At 72.6% G+C, this 15,502-nt stretch carries 16 protein-coding genes and 1 pseudogene; 10 read left to right on the plus strand and 7 right to left on the minus strand.

The window, feature by feature from the left end:
• Positions 1-53: 53 nt before the first annotated feature.
• The 3 genes from MKK64_RS07005 to MKK64_RS07015 form a co-directional block, all read right to left on the minus strand.
• Entirely contained in the window at positions 54-380 is a 327-nt protein-coding gene (locus MKK64_RS07005) for a helix-turn-helix domain-containing protein (protein ID WP_147844690.1), read from the minus strand.
• A complete protein-coding gene (locus MKK64_RS07010; RefSeq protein WP_243932970.1) occupies positions 355-717 on the minus strand; it encodes a type II toxin-antitoxin system RelE/ParE family toxin in 363 nt (120 codons plus the stop codon). The genes MKK64_RS07005 and MKK64_RS07010 overlap by 26 nt, the downstream gene beginning before the upstream one ends.
• Positions 718-888: 171 nt before the next feature.
• The gene (locus MKK64_RS07015; protein WP_243932972.1) at positions 889-1,749 is read right to left on the minus strand and encodes a LysR family transcriptional regulator; all 861 of its coding nucleotides are present in this window, start codon (positions 1,747-1,749) and stop codon (positions 889-891) included.
• Between the two features lie 97 nt (positions 1,750-1,846).
• Here MKK64_RS07015 and MKK64_RS07020 point away from each other — a divergent pair, with 97 nt between their 5' ends.
• The 7 genes from MKK64_RS07020 (at position 1,847) to hisS (ending at position 9,160) form a co-directional block, all read left to right on the plus strand.
• Positions 1,847-2,236, plus strand: coding sequence for a tautomerase family protein (locus MKK64_RS07020; protein ID WP_147727228.1), 390 nt, complete (start codon positions 1,847-1,849; stop codon positions 2,234-2,236).
• A 93-nt stretch (positions 2,237-2,329) separates the two neighbouring features.
• Positions 2,330-3,199, plus strand: a complete 870-nt coding sequence (locus MKK64_RS07025; protein WP_147727229.1) for an SDR family oxidoreductase — start codon at positions 2,330-2,332, stop codon at positions 3,197-3,199.
• Between the two features lie 177 nt (positions 3,200-3,376).
• Positions 3,377-4,234: a flagellar motor stator protein MotA gene (gene motA / locus MKK64_RS07030; protein ID WP_147727230.1), complete on the plus strand. Its 858-nt coding sequence runs from the start codon at positions 3,377-3,379 to the stop codon at positions 4,232-4,234.
• Between the two features lie 34 nt (positions 4,235-4,268).
• Positions 4,269-5,135 carry a flagellar motor protein MotB gene (locus tag MKK64_RS07035; RefSeq protein WP_147727231.1) on the plus strand — a complete coding sequence of 289 codons (867 nt, stop codon included), beginning with the start codon at positions 4,269-4,271 and terminating at the stop codon, positions 5,133-5,135.
• A 177-nt stretch (positions 5,136-5,312) separates the two neighbouring features.
• Positions 5,313-6,557 carry an MFS transporter gene (locus MKK64_RS07040; RefSeq protein ID WP_147860298.1) on the plus strand — a complete coding sequence of 415 codons (1,245 nt, stop codon included), beginning with the start codon at positions 5,313-5,315 and terminating at the stop codon, positions 6,555-6,557.
• Between the two features lie 187 nt (positions 6,558-6,744).
• On the plus strand, positions 6,745-7,248 hold the full coding sequence (locus MKK64_RS07045; RefSeq protein WP_243932974.1) for a DUF3429 domain-containing protein: 504 nt from the start codon (positions 6,745-6,747) through the stop codon (positions 7,246-7,248).
• A gap of 385 nt (positions 7,249-7,633) precedes the next feature.
• Positions 7,634-9,160 carry a histidine--tRNA ligase gene (gene hisS / locus MKK64_RS07050; protein WP_243932976.1) on the plus strand — a complete coding sequence of 509 codons (1,527 nt, stop codon included), beginning with the start codon at positions 7,634-7,636 and terminating at the stop codon, positions 9,158-9,160.
• A gap of 128 nt (positions 9,161-9,288) precedes the next feature.
• Here hisS and MKK64_RS07055 read toward each other — a convergent pair.
• Positions 9,289-9,565, minus strand: a pseudogene (locus MKK64_RS07055) (YARHG domain-containing protein).
• A gap of 217 nt (positions 9,566-9,782) precedes the next feature.
• Between MKK64_RS07055 and MKK64_RS07060 the strand changes: the two are divergent.
• Both MKK64_RS07060 and hisG read left to right on the plus strand, forming a co-directional pair.
• The gene (locus tag MKK64_RS07060; RefSeq protein WP_243932809.1) at positions 9,783-10,967 is read left to right on the plus strand and encodes an ATP phosphoribosyltransferase regulatory subunit; all 1,185 of its coding nucleotides are present in this window, start codon (positions 9,783-9,785) and stop codon (positions 10,965-10,967) included.
• An 8-nt stretch (positions 10,968-10,975) separates the two neighbouring features.
• Entirely contained in the window at positions 10,976-11,959 is a 984-nt protein-coding gene (gene hisG, locus MKK64_RS07065; RefSeq protein WP_409565993.1) for an ATP phosphoribosyltransferase, read from the plus strand.
• A 262-nt stretch (positions 11,960-12,221) separates the two neighbouring features.
• Here the strand turns inward: hisG and MKK64_RS07070 are convergent, their stop codons facing one another.
• A complete protein-coding gene (locus tag MKK64_RS07070) occupies positions 12,222-12,593 on the minus strand; it encodes a lysozyme inhibitor LprI family protein (RefSeq protein WP_243932984.1) in 372 nt (123 codons plus the stop codon).
• 440 nt (positions 12,594-13,033) lie between these two features.
• Between MKK64_RS07070 and MKK64_RS07080 the strand changes: the two genes are divergently transcribed.
• A complete protein-coding gene (locus tag MKK64_RS07080; RefSeq protein WP_147728165.1) occupies positions 13,034-13,321 on the plus strand; it encodes a hypothetical protein in 288 nt (95 codons plus the stop codon).
• 143 nt (positions 13,322-13,464) lie between these two features.
• Here MKK64_RS07080 and hemJ read toward each other — a convergent pair whose 3' ends face one another.
• On the minus strand, positions 13,465-13,911 hold the full coding sequence (gene hemJ, locus MKK64_RS07085) for a protoporphyrinogen oxidase HemJ (RefSeq protein WP_147728164.1): 447 nt from the start codon (positions 13,909-13,911) through the stop codon (positions 13,465-13,467).
• Between the two features lie 289 nt (positions 13,912-14,200).
• Positions 14,201-15,358 carry a uroporphyrinogen decarboxylase gene (locus MKK64_RS07090; RefSeq protein ID WP_243932816.1) on the minus strand — a complete coding sequence of 386 codons (1,158 nt, stop codon included), beginning with the start codon at positions 15,356-15,358 and terminating at the stop codon, positions 14,201-14,203.
• Positions 15,359-15,502 lie beyond the last annotated feature (144 nt).

The raw sequence follows: 15,502 nt of genomic DNA on the forward strand, positions 1-15,502 counted from the left end.
CGCTGAAAGCGATCCGCCGGCGCGGACAGCCCGGCCGGCACGCCCGGGGCGCGTTACAGGATCGCTTCGATGCCCTTGTGGCTCACCAGCGAGAGCAGCTTGAGCGAGGGACCGCCAGGCTTGGCGTCTCCCCGCTCCCACTTGCTCACCAGCGAGGTCGTCACGTTGAGAGCCTTGGCGAAGATCGCCTGGCTCATGTTGGCCTGTTCGCGGATCCGCCGGATGCTCTCGGGCGGCAGCGGCTCGATGGGCGTGAGGCACGAAACATCGAACCGGCGCAGCGTCGCCTTGTCGATCGCCCCGATGGCGTGAAGGTCGCTCGTAGCCTCGTGGATCGATCGAAGCAGATCGCTCCTATAGGTCCGTTTCGGGCTTCTCATCGGAGAGGTCCTTCCACCCCTGGGTTTCGGCAAGCGTCTCGAATCCGGCGTCGCCGACATCCGCGAGGATCTTCGCGAACGCGCGAAGGGTCGTCAGTTCGGCACCCTTGATGTTGGGTTGGACGTTCTTGGGAAAGATGTGCAGGACGACGCATCGCCGGTCCGTGACCAGGAAGAGGACGGCACGGAAATCGCCCTTTCGGCCGACGTGCTGCTTGTACAGGTGAGCGCCGATCTCGGCGTCCACCAGCCCGAGATTGGCCTTCTCGACGGCCTTGGCGAGCGTGCCCGCGGCGATCTTGCCCTTGCAGGCCTGCTTCCATGCCGAGCGGTTCACGAAAAGTCTCATGACACCCCCGACATGGACCGAACCTCGATCCGTTCGGCGGCCTCTCAAGACCGGGAACGCAAGCGCTCGGTACCGACGCCCAAAGTATAGGAACGAATCCTACGGTTCAAGCCTCTCCCCGATCCCGGGGCAGCGCCGCCCTCGGTGCCGTGGAGACCCTCACCGCGCCACGCCGCGATAGGCGGCCGCCAGCGTGCGCAGCGCCGCGGCGGCGCGCGGGTCCGGCGCCTGCGCGTGCAGCACGATCCGGGTGAGCGGCAGGGCCGGCAGCCCGAACGCGGCGCCGACGTCCCGCGCGCCGGCGGGCGCGACGCTGGGGGCGAGCGCCGACACCGCGAGCCCGGCCGTCACCGCGGCGCCGACGGCGAGCACGCCGCCGCCGACGAAGATCTCGCTCCAGGGCAGGCCGGCCGCGTCGAGCGCGCGCAACGCCGCCACCCGGACGTTGCAGGGGCCGGCGAGCGTCGCCATCGGCAGGGGCGCGCCGGGCTCGAACCGGAAGCCGGGGGCGGCGAACCACGCCAGCCGCTCCTCGGCCAGCACCGTGCCGCCCGCCTCGGCTGGGTCCTCGCTCCGGACGATCGCCGCGTCGACCTCGCCCGCATCGAACAGGCGCATCACGTCGCGCGACGGGGCGATCCGCACCTCGACGACGAGGCCGGACCCGGCGAGCCCGAGCCGGTGCAGCAGCGCCGGCAGGTCCGGGCCGGCGACGTGGTCGCTGATCCCAAGGACGAGCCGGGCGGGCGGCGCGGCGGCGAGGTCGGCCATCGCCCGCGCATGGGCCGCCAGCAGGTCGCGGGCGGCGGGCAGGAAGCGCTCGCCCCGCGCCGAGGCCCGGACGCTGCGCGGGGTGCGGTCGACGAGGCGGCAGCCGAGCCGATCCTCGAGCCGCTTCAGCCGCAGGCTGATCCCGGCCTGCGAGGTCTCCAGCGCCGCGGCGGCGCGGGTGAAGCTCGCCAGGTCGACGGTGAGCACGAAGGCCTGGACGCTTTCGATGTCGAGCGGGCGGGTCAGCATCACATCGATCCGTTATGGCAGATATAGCGTCCGATATCTTGCCGTTATCATCGCGGACGGCAAGGGTGTCCCTCGACCGCGCCCGAGGACCCCCGCCATGCCCCTGACCCGCATCTCCCTGCGCGCCGGCAAGAGCCCGGCCTACCACGCCGCCCTCGTCGCCGGCCTCTACGCGGCGATGCGCGAGGCCTTCGCGGTGCCCGAGAACGACCTGTTCACGGTGATCCACGAGCACGGCTCCTCGGCCTTCGCCTACGATCCCGGCTATCTCGGCATCGCGCGGGACGACGACCTCGTGATGATCCAGATCACCGCCAACGACACCCGCGACACCGCGCAGAAGCGGGCGCTCTACGCGGCGATCGCCCGCAACCTCGGGCGGGATCCGGGCGTGAAGCCGGGCAACGTGCTCGTGAACCTGGTGGAGGTCGCGCGCGAGAACTGGTCGTTCGGCGACGGGCTGATGCAGTACGGCCCGCCGGCGTGACGATCCGGCGCGGCAGGCCGCTTTGAGCCGGTCCGCCTCCCGGCGTGTTCCCGAGGAGGCGCCGCATGCCGCGGCCTCACCGATGGGAACGTCATGTCCGACACCGCCTCCCCGCGCCCCGAGCCGCCCTTCGCGGCCCGGCCGATCCCCTATCCCGGCCGCTCGTCCGAGATGCAGCCGCCGCCCGATCACGGCGAGCACAGCTACGTCGGCTCCGGCCAGCTCACCGGCAAGGTCGCGCTGATCACCGGGGGCGATTCCGGCATCGGCCGGGCTGTGGCGATCGCCTATGCCCGCGAGGGCGCCGACGTGGCGCTCGCCTATCTCGACGAGCACGACGACGCCAAGGACACCGCCGCCTGGATCGAGAAGGCCGGCCGGCGCGCGCTGCTCTTGCCGGGCGACGTCTCGGAGGCCGGCCATTGCGCCGCGCTGGTCGAGACGACGATCGCGGAGTTCGGCCGGCTCGACGTGTTCGTCAACAACGCCGCCGTGCAGGTGCTGGCCGACGACCTCGAGGGCATCGCGATCGCCGACTGGGACCGGCAATATGCGGTCAACGTCCATGCGATGTTCTACATCCTCAAGGCCGCCTCGCCGCACCTGAAGCCCGGCGCCTCGATCATCGCCACCTCCTCGGTCAACGCCAAGAACCCGGTCGAGCAGCAGCTCGCCTATTCCTCGACCAAGGCGGCGCTGTGCAACATGGTGGCGAACCTCGCCAAGATCCTGGGCAAGCGCGGCATCCGCGCCAACGCGGTGCTGCCGGGCCCGATCTGGACGCCGCTGATCCCGTCGACGATGTACACCAGCCAGGTCGAGAGCTTCGGCTCGATGACGCCGGCCGGGCGCCCCGGCCAGCCGGCCGAGCTCGCGCCCCCCTACGTGATGCTGGCCTCCGACGCGGCGAGCTACATCAACGGCGCGATGATCGCGGTGACGGGCGGCATGGTCACGATCTGAGGGCGAGTCTCGGCGCGCGGTCCGGGCGCCGTCGCCGGGCGCCCGGACCGCGCGCCGAGGGAGCCGGACGGCATCCGAGCCACGGCCTAAACCCGCCGTTAACCGAGATCGGCAATTTGTCGGATCGCTAGTGGCGTCGCTCGGGCTGTCCCTGCCGCCGCGCAAGGGTGGCAAATCATGCGGCTGATCATCGGCACACTGGTCGTCTTCGCCTGCGTCTTCGGCAGCTACGCGGCGATGGGCGGCCACCTGGAAGTGCTGTGGCAGCCGTTCGAGTTCGTCATCATCCTCGGCGCGGCGATCGGCGCCTTCATCATCGGCAACACCGGGCCGGTGCTCAAGGCCGTGCCCGCCATGCTGGCCACGCTCGTGAAGGGGCCGAAATACAATCAGCAAGCCTATGTCGAGCTGCTGGGCATGCAGTATTCGCTGTATCGGCTCGCGAAGCAGAAGGGCCTGATGGCGCTCGAGCCGCACATCGAGGAGCCGAGCGAGTCGGCGCTGTTCAACAGCTTCCCGACCTTCGCGGCGAACCACCACGCGGTCGAGTTCGTCTGCGACTACATGCGCATGGTGACGCTGGGCGCAAACAACGTCCACGAGATCGACGCCCTGATGGACGAGGAGCTGGAGACGCACCACCAGGAGCAGGAGCGGATCATCTCGGCCATGCAGTCGCTCGCCGACGGAACGCCGGCGCTCGGCATCGTCGCCGCCGTGCTCGGCGTGATCAAGACCATGGGGGCGATCAAGGAGCCGCCGGAGGTGCTGGGGCATCTGATCGGCGGCGCGCTCGTCGGCACCTTCTTCGGCGTGTTCGTCGCCTACGGCTTCTTCGGGCCGATGGCGCAGTCGCTCAAGAGCCTCTTCGAGGCCGAATCCAAGTACTACGTCTCGCTCAAGGCGGGCCTCCTCGCCCACATCGCCGGCCAGCCGCCGGTGATGGCGGTCGAGTTCGCCCGCAAGGCCCTGATGAGCGACGTCCGCCCGACCTTCAACGAAGTGGAAGCGGCGACCGCCGCCCTGCCCGCCTAGTTCCGACCCCACCTCGCGCAGGGACTCGACGGCCATGGCCCTCCAGCCGATCATCATCAAGAAGGTCAAGAAGGCCGCGCATGCCCACCACGGCGGGGCCTGGAAGATCGCCTATGCGGACTTCGTCACCGCCATGATGGCGTTCTTCCTGCTGATGTGGCTGATCAGCATGACGACCCAGGAGCAGAAGATCGGCCTGGCGGAATACTTCGCGCCGGCGGCTTCGAGCCCTGCGACCAGCGGCGCCGGCGGCTTGCTGTACGGCACCTCCCTCGACACCTCGGGCAACAAGCCGTCCAAGCCCCGCGAGGCGGCGACGGGCTCCGCCCAGCAGGAGGATGCGGTGCGCGCGAGCAGCCCGGGCAGCGCCAGCGATCTCGAGGCGAGCCGGCGGGCCGCCAGCGTTCCGGCCAACTACAGCGCCATCGCCAGCCTCCGGCAGGCGCTCCAGAAGCTGCCCGAGATCGCCGAATTGTCGCGCAACATCGTGTTCGAGACGACCAAGGAGGGCGTGAACGTCTCCCTCGTGGACGACGACGGCCGCTCGATGTTCCGCGAGGGCTCCGTCGAGCCCTACGAGCGCACCCGCCGCGTGCTGGAGGCGCTCGCGCCCGCCCTGCGCAAGCTGCCCAACCGCCTGTCCATCACCGGCCACACGGCCGCCGCGCGCCCGGGCTCGACGCGGGCCGGCGAGCCCTGGACCCTCACCGCCGGGCGGGCGCTCGCCGTGCGCGAGGTCCTGGCCGGTGCCGGGGTGCCCAACGACAACTTCGCGTCCGTGGTGGGACGCGCCGACACCGAGCCGGTCTTCCCCGACAATCCCTACATCGCGCCGAACCGGCGGGTGACGATCACCCTGCTCAACGGGAGCCCGCCCGTGCCCCCGAACGTTCTCCGCTGACGACGGGGCGCCCGGCGCCCTCCGAGGCCGCAGCGTCTTCCCGCGCGTCGCTTTCCGCCCCGAGCGGACCGCTTGCGCCGCCTGAGCACCGCGACTCCGCCCGATCCGATCGTACCTTGACCGCGGGACCGGACCGGGCCACGCCCTGCGCCGCTCCCGCGTGCACCCAAGGACGGCATGGCCCCGACCACCCACCTCGCCCTGATCAACGTCTTCATCGGCGACATCCAGGGCGGCTTGGGACCGTTCCTCGGCACGTGGCTGGCCGAGGCCGGATCGTGGAGCCCGGCCCGCGTCGGCCTCGTCACCACCCTGGTCGGGTTCGGCACGCTGCTGCTCTCCGGCCCGTTCGGCGCGCTGGTCGACCGGGTCGGGCGGCCGCGGCTGCTGATCGCCGCGGCCTGCACCGCGATCCTCGCCGGCACGCTGCTGCTGCTGCCGGCCCGCGCCTTCGCCTTCGTGTTCACGGCGCAGCTGCTGGCGGCGGCCGGCGGCACGCTGCTGCTGCCGGCGGTGACCGCGCTGACCCTCGGGATCGTCGGCAAGGACCGGTTCCCGGGCCAGCAGGGGCGCAATCAGGCCTTCAACCACGTCGGCATCCTGATCGCCGCCGGCGCCATCACGCTGGGCACCGCCCGGTTCGGGTCGGCGATCGCCTTCTGGGTGCTCGGCCTGATGGCGGTGCTGGCGATCGCCGCCGCGCTGACCACCCCGGCCTCGGCCTGGAGCCAGCGCCGCGCGGTCGGCTGGACGGAGCCCGGTGGGGAAGACGGAGCGGAGGAGGCGCCGCAGCGGGCCGGCATCCGCGCCGTGCTCGGCGACCGCCGGCTGCTGGTGCTCGCCTGCGCGCTGACGCTGTTCAACCTCGGCAGCGGCGGCATGCTCTCGCTGCTCGGCCAGAAGCTCGTCGCCACCGCCGTCAGCGCGACGCACTGGACCGCGATCTACGTGATGGTGGCCCAGCTCACGATGGTGCCGGTGGCGCTGTTTTCCGGCTCGCTCGCCGACCGGCGCGGCCGGCGCAAGCTGCTGCTGGCGGCCTTCGCGGTGCTGCCGGTGCGCGCCGCGCTCTCGGCCTTCGTCGACGACCCGACCTGGCTGATCGCGGCCGAGATCCTCGACGGCGTCGCCTCCGGCATCGTCGGCGTGGCGGTGCCGGTGGTGGTCGCCGACCTGACCTGGGGCTCGGGCCGGACGCAGACGGCGCTCGGCACCGTCAACGCGGTGCAGGGCATCGGCGGCGCGCTCTCGGCCTGGTACGGCGGCCTCGCCTTCGGCCTGCTCGGCTGGACCGGCGCGTTCCTGGCGCTCGGCGCGCCGGCGCTGGCGGCGCTCGCCCTGGTGATCTGGTTCGACGCGACGCCCGAGCCCGGCCGGCGCTCGCGGCGGCGCCAGGCCCGCACCCTGCACCCCGCGACGTGATCCCGGAACTGCGGGATCGCGCGCGGGTTCACGCTCGCGCATCGGGTGGCACGAAACGTGACGCGCCGGGGCGCGACAGGCCCCGTGTCGGCCGGTCGCATCGTCCCGACGCGCGGCCGCCCGCACCTTACCCCCTCCCCTCCTTGCCCGCCCCTTGCGCGAGACAACACGGAAACGGCCCCCTCCCATGCGCGACGACGCCACCGGACGCACCCTCACCGCCCACGAATCGCGCGAGACGCCCTGGCTCAGCGTGGTGCTGGGCTACGGGCCGATGCTGCCGCTGGCGGCCGGCGCCGCCGCCGCCTGGTGGATGCGCGGCCAGCCGCTCGACTACCTCGTCGCCCTGATGACGATCCTCTACGGCGCCGCGATCCTGCTGTTCCTGGCGGGCGTCCGCCGCGGCGTCAGCTTCCGCACCGAGGGCGGGCCGACGGTGATGCAGATCGCGACGATGCTCGGGCTGTTCGTGCTCGGGCTCTCCGCCCTCGTCACCGTGGTGATGGGCAAGGCGATCCCGGCGCTCGGCCTCCTGATCGTCGGCTACGCCGCCATCGCCGTGCTCGACCCGATCGCCGCGCGCGCCGGCGAGGCGCCGCTGTTCTTCGCCCGCCTGCGCCCGCTGCAGATGCCGATCGCGGTGATCAGCCTCGCGGCCCTGCTCTGGCTGAAGTGGATCTCGCCGTACTAGGTCGCCGCGTCGACCCACCGGGAGCGTCGCCAACCGTGCATCCCCTCGCCCCGCACGCGGGGAGAGGGCCGTGTCTCCCCCTTGTCGGGGAGCACGGCGAGGCGGCAGCCGACGGTGAGGGGGCTTCGACCGAGGAGCCTCCTCCGATCGCACCCCCTCACCCTCGCTTCGACTTCGCCGCCGCTGCTCAGCGGCACGACGAGGTGCCGCTGAGCCTCTCCCCGCGTGCGGGGAGAGGGGCTCCCCGCGATCCGTCTGCGGGCGTCGTGCCATGCCGTCGGGATCCTGTCGCGCGACGCCGTCGCCAAGCCGCCGGCTTGCCGCTGCCCCCGCCGCCGCGATACAGCCCGGCGACCCCCGAAGCGCGCGATCGAAACGAACCGTCATGTCCAAGGCCGATTCCAACACCGGCGAGAAGCCCGGCCTGAAGGCCCGCCTGCCGCGCGGCTTCGTCGATCGCCGCGCCGCCGAGATCGCGGCGCAGGGGCGGATGCTGGAGACGATCCGGGCGACGTTCGAGCTCTACGGCTTCGAGGCGCTGGAGACCCCGTTCGTCGAGTACACCGAGGCGCTGGGCAAGTTCCTGCCCGACCTCGACCGCCCGAACGAGGGCGTGTTCTCGTTCCAGGACGACGACGAGGCCTGGCTCTCGCTCCGCTACGACCTGACCGCGCCGCTCGCCCGCCACGTGGCCGAGAACTTCGACGCGATCCCCAAGCCCTATCGCAGCTTCCGCAACGGGTTCGTCTTCCGCAACGAGAAGCCGGGGCCGGGCCGCTTCCGCCAGTTCATGCAGTTCGACGCCGACATCGTCGGCGCGCCGTCGGTCGCCGCCGATGCCGAGGCCTGCATGCTGATGGCCGACACGCTGGACCGGCTCGGGCTCGCCGGCCGGTACGTGATCAAGGTCAACAACCGGAAGGTGCTGGACGGCGTGCTCGCGACGATCGGGCTCGCCGGCGACGCCCAGGCCGGGCAGCGCCTGACCGTGCTGCGCGCGATGGACAAGTTCGACAAGTTCGGCACCGAGGGCGTGCGCCTGCTGCTCGGCCCCGGCCGCAAGGACGAATCGGGCGACTTCACCAAGGGCGCCGGGCTCGATTCCGGCCAGGCCGACAAGGTGATCGCGCTGCTGCTCGGCGGCGGCTCGGAGGCGGCGCCCGAGCGCTTCGCCTTCGTCGACGCGCTGCTCTCGGCCTTCGGCGAGAACGAGACCGCGCGGGCCGGCATCGAGGAGCTTCGGACGATCGCCACGCTCGTCGACGCGGCCGGCTACGGCGTCGACCGCATCCGCGTCGACCCCTCGGTGGTGCGCGGGCTCGAATACTACACCGGCCCGGTCTACGAGGCCGAGCTGACCTTCCCCGTCGTCAACGAGGACGGGCAGACCGTGCGCTTCGGCTCGGTCGCCGGCGGCGGGCGCTACGACGGGCTCGTCGGGCGGTTCCGCAGCGAGCCGGTGCCGGCCACCGGCTTCTCCATCGGCGTGTCGCGGCTGTTCTCGGCGCTGCAGCTCACCGGCAGCCCGCTCGTCGAGGCGGCGGCGAAGCCCGGCCCGGTGGTGGTGCTGGTGCTCGACCGCGACGAGATCGCCGCCTACCAGCGGCTCGTCGCCACCCTGCGGCAGGCCGGCATCCGGGCCGAGCTCTACCTCGGCGGGGCCGGGATGAAGGCGCAGATGAAGTATGCCGACCGCCGCGGCAGCCCGGTGGCGATCATCCAGGGCTCGAACGAGCGCGCGGCCGGCGAGGTCCAGGTCAAGGACCTCATCGCCGGCGCCGAGGCCGCCCGCAACATCGCCAGCAACGCCGAGTGGAAGGCCGCCCGGCCGGCGCAGTTCTCCTGCCCGGAGGCCGAGATGGTCGCCCGCGTGCGCGAGGTGCTGGCCCAGCACTTCTCGGACGAGGCCTGAAGGCAAGCGCCAACGGTCAGACTCTCCCTCCCCCGCACCCCAGTCGGGCCTGCCCGACTCGGGCACACGGGATGCGGATCTCGGGCGAGCCCGAGATCCGTCGGGGGGAGGGAAGAGCGGCGGCTCCCTCAGCGCGGGCAGCCGGCGGCGCGCTCCCGGCGCTGGATCTCGGCGACCTTGGCGCGGTCGCGGGCCGAGAGCGGCACGTCGGCGATGTCGTCGTAGCGGCAGCCGGCCTTGCCGAAGGCGCGGATCCCGCGCGGCGTGCGGCAAGCAGCAGCCGGCCTCGGCGTAGACCGCGTTGCGCACGCCCCGGAGCGCGTCGCGAGGGACTTCCGCCCGCGCCGGCGCGGCGAGGAGCGGCCAAGTCTTCAGGGCCAACGTCGCCAGGGCCAAGGTCGCCAGGGCCCAGGTCGCCGGGAGGAAGGCGAGGGGGGCGCGCATCGGAGCCGGTTCCCATCGGGTTGGGGACCCATCAGAGCCGGTGCGCCGGGCGCCGCACGGCCGCCGCGTCCCACAGGTTCGCCCCTGCGTGTTCATTCGCGCCCGTGCGCGGCGGCGGGGCGGTCGCCAAGCCCGGTTCCGGTTGCTACAGAACCGCTCGACGACGACGGGCAGGATCATGACGCGACCGCAGGCAGGAGAGATGGGGGCGGACGGGCTCGCGCAGGCGCGGCTCTCGGCGCATCTCGCGCAGGGCGGCTACCGCTTCGTGACGCCGCCGGTGCTGCAGCCGGTGGAGCCGTTCCTGGAACTGTCCGGCGAGGACATCCGCCGGCGCATCTTCGTGACGCAGGGCTCGGACGGGGCCGAGCTGTGCCTGCGGCCGGAGCTGACGATCCCCGTCTGCCGCCTGCATCGCGCGCAGGCCGAGGGGCAGGCGGCCGATTACAGCTATTGCGGCCCGGTCTTCCGGCTGGCGGCCGACGAGCCCGACGAGTTCCTGCAGGCCGGCATCGAATCGATCGGCCGGACCGACACGCCGGCCGCCGACGCCGAGGTGCTCGGCATCGCGCTGGAAGGCCTCGCCCTGTTCGGGCACGCGGCGCCGGGCGTGCGCCTCGGTGACATGGGGCTCACGGTGGCGCTGCTGGAGGCCCTGAGCGTGCCGCCGGCCGCCAAGCGCCGGACGCTGCGGGCGCTCGCGGCCGGGCGCTCGCTCGACGCGGTCACCAACGCCGCCCAGCCCGAGGACCCGCATGCGGGCCTGCTCGCCGCGATCCAGGGCCAGGACCCGCGCGGCGTCCGCGCCTTCGTCGAGGACGTGCTGGCGATCGCCGGGATCTCGGCGGTGGGCGGGCGCAGCGCCGGCGAGATCGCCGAGCGGTTCCTGGCCAAGGCCGCGGCCCAGGCCAACGGCGGCGCCGGCCTGAACGCCGAGAACCGCGCGCTCGTCGACCGCTACCGCGCGATCGGGGGCGACCCGGACGCCGCCGCCCGCGACCTGCGGGCCCTCGTCCGCGACGCCGGCCTGCGCCACGACGCGCTCGAGGCGGCGCTCGACCTGTTCGAGGAGCGCAACGGCTTCATCGCCGCCCGCGGCCTGGCGCTCGAGGGTTTTCGCTTCTCCGGCGCCTTCGCGCGCAACCTCGACTACTATACCGGCTTCATCTTCGAGGTGACGGCGACGACGGACCGCGCCGGCCCGGTGCTGGTCGGCGGCGGCCGCTACGACGGGCTCCTGACCCATCTCGGCAGCGCGACCGCGCAGCCGGCGGTCGGCTGCACCTTCTGGGTCGACCGCGTCGCGCGCTGGGTCGACCCCGCGGCGGGAGCCGGCCGACCCGTGGCGGGAGCCGCCCGATGAGCGAGACCATGGACATCCCGGACGCCCCCCTGGTGCTGGCCGTGCCCTCCAAGGGCCGGCTGCAGGAGAACGCCGCCGCCTTCTTCGGCCGCGCCGGCCTGCGCCTGGCGCAGGGGGCGGGCGCGCGCGACTACCGCGGCAAGCTCGTGGGCGTGGCCGGCGTCGAGGTGCGCTACCTCTCCGCCTCCGAGATCGCGAGCCAGCTCGCCTCGGGCGCGGCCCATCTCGGCATCACCGGCGAGGACCTGATCCGCGAGACGCTGCCCGACGCGCACGGCCAGGTCGAGCTCCTGACGCCGCTCGGCTTCGGCAACGCCACCGTGGTGGTGGCCGTGCCCCAGGCCTGGATCGACGTGCGCGCCATGGCCGACCTCGACGAGGTCGCCGCCGAGATGCGCGCCCGCCACGGACGGCGCCTGCGCATCGCCACGAAGTACGTCAACCTCACCCGCCGCTTCTTCGCGGAGAAGGGGGTGGCCGACTACCGGATCGTGGAGAGCCTGGGCGCCACCGAGGGCGCGCCGGCCGCGGGCTCGGCCGAGATCGTGGTCGACATCACCACCACCGGCGCGACGCTGGCCGCCAACGCCCTGAAGATCCTCGACGACGGGGTGATCCTGCGCTCGGAGGCCAACCTCGTCGCCTCGCTCAACGCGCCCTGGGGCGCCCACCAGCGCGACGCGCTGCGCGCCGTGCTCGGCCGGATCGCCGCCGAGGAGCGGGCGCGGACCACCCGCGAGGTCCGCGCCGCGATGCCGGATTCCGGCGCGATCGACCTCGCCAGCATCAGCGGCCTGCACGAGGCCGAGCTGCCCTACGGCGCCCCGCGCGGGGCCGACGGCGAGATCGTGATGCGCTGTCCCGCGGACGCGGTGTTCGACCTCGCCGACGCCCTGGTCCGGGCCGGCGCCAGGGCCGTCACCGTCCGCCGGATCGACTACGCCTTCGCCGCCGAGAACCCGCTGGCGGAGCGGCTCCTGGCGCGGCTGTAGCGGCTGCAATCTGGCAAGACGCCCCGTGCCGTGCTAGATGTCTTCTCGTGGGCGACACGGTGACAATCTGCCTGCCGTAGCACTGCCGTCCCCCATCGATGGCAGGAGCGCATTGCGGGGTTCCGGCAGGCCCCGCCCCACGGCGTGAGGAGGCTTCGGCCTCCTTTCGCATGTCAGAGGGCGGCCCGGATGAGCGGGTACGGCTTGCGCAACTCCCGTCTCATGTCCCGGTCCCGCATCGTTGGGAACACCAACCGGTCGCCTATTGCGGCCCCTGCTTGGCGAATTCCGACTGCACCGCGCGCAGCACCGTCAGGCGCGCGTCGTAGATCGCCTTGAGGCAGGCGGTGTCGGCGGCGCAGGCGCGGCGCTCGGCGAGCCAGGTCTCCTGGTCGTCGCGCAGCTTGGCGCGGCCGCCCATCGGCAGCACGTCCTTCAGGATCTCGAAGCGGGTCGCCATCTCGACGTCGCGGTCGTTCAGGGCGAGCGTGGTGCAGACCGCCCGCTCGTCGGCGGCCTTCGCCGCCTCGCAGTCGAAGCTCGCGGCCCGGGCCGGACCGGCGGCCAGCAGGAGGGCGAGGACGGGCAGGGCGAGGGCGGGCAGGACGAGGCTCGGCTTGATGGCGAAGGTCATGGCGGTCCAACGGGGTGCGGCGGCGATGCGTTCGCCATCGCATGCCGGCAGGGTTAACCGAACGGAAAAATCGCTTCTTTCGGCGCCGCCGACAGAACGGGCCCCTGCGGTCGCAGCCGCGTCGGGCGGGGGATGGCTCGACCTCCGCCGACGATCTCCGGACCGCGATCGCCCCGCTCTCGCCGCCCCGGTGTTGCCGCCCCCCTCGACCCGCCCCGGAGGCGGACGGCCTCCCGCCGACCGCCGCACCGCCCTCGCCGGCATCCCGTTCGGGCGGCGCTCGGGCCTGCCCTGCACGCTGAGACCGGATTCGGGATCGGCCAGATCATCCCCCCGCCCGGACAGCTTCCAACCAGCGGTAGTTCATGCCGGATTAACACGCTGCGAGGTGTGATCGCGGTGCGACGTGCGGAACAAGCGTCGCTCCTTGAGGTGTTCCCATGAAGATCAAGAGCAAGACTTCCACCATCAAGTCGGTATCTGTCGCGCTCGGCGCGCTCGTCCTCGTGAATACGGGCGCTTGCGCTCAGTACGCGTCGGATCAGGCCGCGCACGCCGCCGACGTCCGCGCCATCCAGGCCCGACGCGATCAGCATGCCGCCAACGTCGCGGCGCTGTACGGGGATTACGCGGCGGCCGATGCCTACGCGCACGCCGCCCATGTTCGCCGCGTTCAGTCCTACCGGGACGCCGGGTACGCGCAGCGGCTCCGGTACTGGGGCTACTGAGGTCCGGATCGATCCTCTGCCGCCGGCCGATCGATGTGCGCGCCGAGCCGGGACGACGGATCGTCCCGACCCGGCGCGCGGACGCGGCCGCACGGCGATCGAAGGTGTCTTTCCATCCGGCATCCATCGCACTCGAACATGGCCTAGAGCCCGGGCTTCACGATCACCAGCACGACGATGACGATCATCAGCAGCGTCGGCACCTCGTTGAGCACCCGGTAGAACTTATGGCCGCGGGTGTTCCGGTCGGCGGCGAAGTCCTTGACCATCCGGGCGAGCCAGCCGTGGATGCCGCTCATCGCCAGCACCAGCAGGAACTTCGCCTGGAGCCACCCGGTGACGTAGGCGCCGCTGGTCCAGGCCAGCGTCAGCCCGAGCACCCAGGTGACGATCATCGCCGGGTTCATGATCGCCTTGAGCAGGCGCCGCTCCATCACCTTGAACGTCGCCGACTGCGCCGCCGCGCCCGGGCCGGGGGGGAGGGCGGCGTGATAGACGAACAGCCGCGGCAGGTAGAGCATCCCGGCCATCCACGCGATCACCGCGACGACGTGGAACGCCTTGATCCAGGGATAGAGGGTGTCGAGCACGGGCGAGGGTTCCGGATGGGATGGTCGGGCAGGGCGCACGTCTCCGACATCGCACGGATAGGGCGCGTTTCCCCTCTCCCCGCACGCGGGGAGAGGCCCACAGGCACCTCGTCGTGCCTGTGGGAAGCGGCGGCGAAGCCGAAGCGGCGGTGAGGGGGCGCGGACGAACGAGGCTCCGCCGTCGAAGCCCCCTCACCGTCGGCTGCCGCCTCGCCGCGACGACGACGAGGTCGTCGCGGCCCTCTCCCCGCAGGCGGGGCGAGGGGATGCGCGGCCTCTCGGACGCTTTTCAGGAGGACGGCGAGCCGCCCCTCAACCGCGCCAGCATCTGCTCCACGTGGGCCACCGGCGTCTGCGGGGTGATGCCGTGGCCGAGGTTGAAGATGTGCGGCAGGCCGCGGGTGGCCTCGAGCACCGCGTCGACGGCCGCGTCGAGGGCCGCGCCGCCTTCGATGAGCGTGTCGGGGTGGACGTTGCCCTGGGTCACCGTCGTCGCCGGCACCCGGTCGCGCAGGGCCTTGAGGTCGATCGACCAGTCGACGCCGACCGCGTCGGCGCCGGTCTCGGGCACCACCCGGGCATGGCCCTCGAGCCCGGCGCCGCGGCAGAACACGATGATCTTCGCATCCGGCACCTCGGCGCGGATGCCGGCGACCATCCGGGCGATCGGCCCGAACGACCAGCGGCTCAGGGCGTCGCGCTCGGTCTCCTCGGGGAGCGCGCTGTCGGAGACGTCGCCCACCGGCTCGACCAGCGCCGTGCCCGGCGGCAGCGCCGGCGGCAGCGTGCCGGCATGCGACTCGAAGATCTGCACCGCGTCGGCGCCGGCCCGGAGCTGGCGCACGAGGTAGGCGGTCTGCACCGTGACCAGGCGGTCGATCAGCGCGTCGACCAGGCCCGTGTCGGCCTCGGCCAGCGCACGGGCGGGCGCGAGGTCCGGCGTGCCCCGTCCCCCGATCATGTAGCTCGCCACCGTCCAGGGGCCCCCGCAGAAGCCCAGGAGCGTGGTCTCGGGCGGCAGCTCCGCCCGCAGGCGCCGCACCGTCTCGAAGACCGGCGCGAGATGGGCGAAGATCGCCGGGTCGTCGGCCTGGCGCAGGCGCTCGAACGCGGCCCGGCCTTCGAGCGGATCGAGGCGCGGCCCCTCGCCCTCGACGAAGCGGACGTCCTGCCCGAGGGCGTGCGGGATCACGAGGATGTCCGAGAACAGGATCGAGGCCTCGAAGCCGAAGCGCCGGATCGGCTGCAGCGTGACCTCGACGGCGAAGTCCGGGCTGTAGCAGAGGTCCAGGAACGAGCCGGCCTCCGCCCGCGTCGCCCGGTACTCCGGCAGGTAGCGCCCGGCCTGGCGCATCATCCAGGCGGGGGGCGGCGAGACCGCCTCGCCGGCGAGCACCCTGAGGACCTTGCGGTCGGGACCACCCTGCACCGTGCCCTGCGTGGTCATCCTGTCCCCCAATGCCGCCTCCCGTTCCGCCCTGCCGGGCTCAGGTCTCGTTCTCGAAAGGCCCGTTCGTCCGGTCCCCGTCGCGGCGCGACGAGGCCGTCCCCAGGCCGGCTCTATCTTAGAGAAGAGAGATTCTAGGACTCT

The sequence above is a fragment of the Methylobacterium sp. E-025 genome (assembly GCF_022829705.1).
Lineage (GTDB): Bacteria > Pseudomonadota > Alphaproteobacteria > Rhizobiales > Beijerinckiaceae > Methylobacterium.

Bases quoted from the DNA above. Each gene is read 5' to 3' on its own strand.
- MKK64_RS07005 (WP_147844690.1), bottom strand. From the start codon at position 380: ATGAGAAGCCCGAAACGGACCTATAGGAGCGATCTGCTTCGATCGATC.
- MKK64_RS07015 (WP_243932972.1), bottom strand. From the start codon at position 1,749: ATGCTGACCCGCCCGCTCGACATCGAAAGCGTCCAGGCCTTCGTGCTC.
- MKK64_RS07020 (WP_147727228.1), top strand. From the start codon at position 1,847: ATGCCCCTGACCCGCATCTCCCTGCGCGCCGGCAAGAGCCCGGCCTAC.
- MKK64_RS07025 (WP_147727229.1), top strand. From the start codon at position 2,330: ATGTCCGACACCGCCTCCCCGCGCCCCGAGCCGCCCTTCGCGGCCCGG.
- motA (WP_147727230.1), top strand. From the start codon at position 3,377: ATGCGGCTGATCATCGGCACACTGGTCGTCTTCGCCTGCGTCTTCGGC.
- MKK64_RS07035 (WP_147727231.1), top strand. From the start codon at position 4,269: ATGGCCCTCCAGCCGATCATCATCAAGAAGGTCAAGAAGGCCGCGCAT.
- MKK64_RS07040 (WP_147860298.1), top strand. From the start codon at position 5,313: ATGGCCCCGACCACCCACCTCGCCCTGATCAACGTCTTCATCGGCGAC.
- MKK64_RS07045 (WP_243932974.1), top strand. From the start codon at position 6,745: ATGCGCGACGACGCCACCGGACGCACCCTCACCGCCCACGAATCGCGC.
- hisS (WP_243932976.1), top strand. From the start codon at position 7,634: ATGTCCAAGGCCGATTCCAACACCGGCGAGAAGCCCGGCCTGAAGGCC.
- MKK64_RS07060 (WP_243932809.1), top strand. From the start codon at position 9,783: ATGACGCGACCGCAGGCAGGAGAGATGGGGGCGGACGGGCTCGCGCAG.
- hisG (WP_409565993.1), top strand. From the start codon at position 10,976: ATGGACATCCCGGACGCCCCCCTGGTGCTGGCCGTGCCCTCCAAGGGC.
- MKK64_RS07070 (WP_243932984.1), bottom strand. From the start codon at position 12,593: ATGACCTTCGCCATCAAGCCGAGCCTCGTCCTGCCCGCCCTCGCCCTG.
- MKK64_RS07080 (WP_147728165.1), top strand. From the start codon at position 13,034: ATGAAGATCAAGAGCAAGACTTCCACCATCAAGTCGGTATCTGTCGCG.
- MKK64_RS07090 (WP_243932816.1), bottom strand. From the start codon at position 15,358: ATGACCACGCAGGGCACGGTGCAGGGTGGTCCCGACCGCAAGGTCCTC.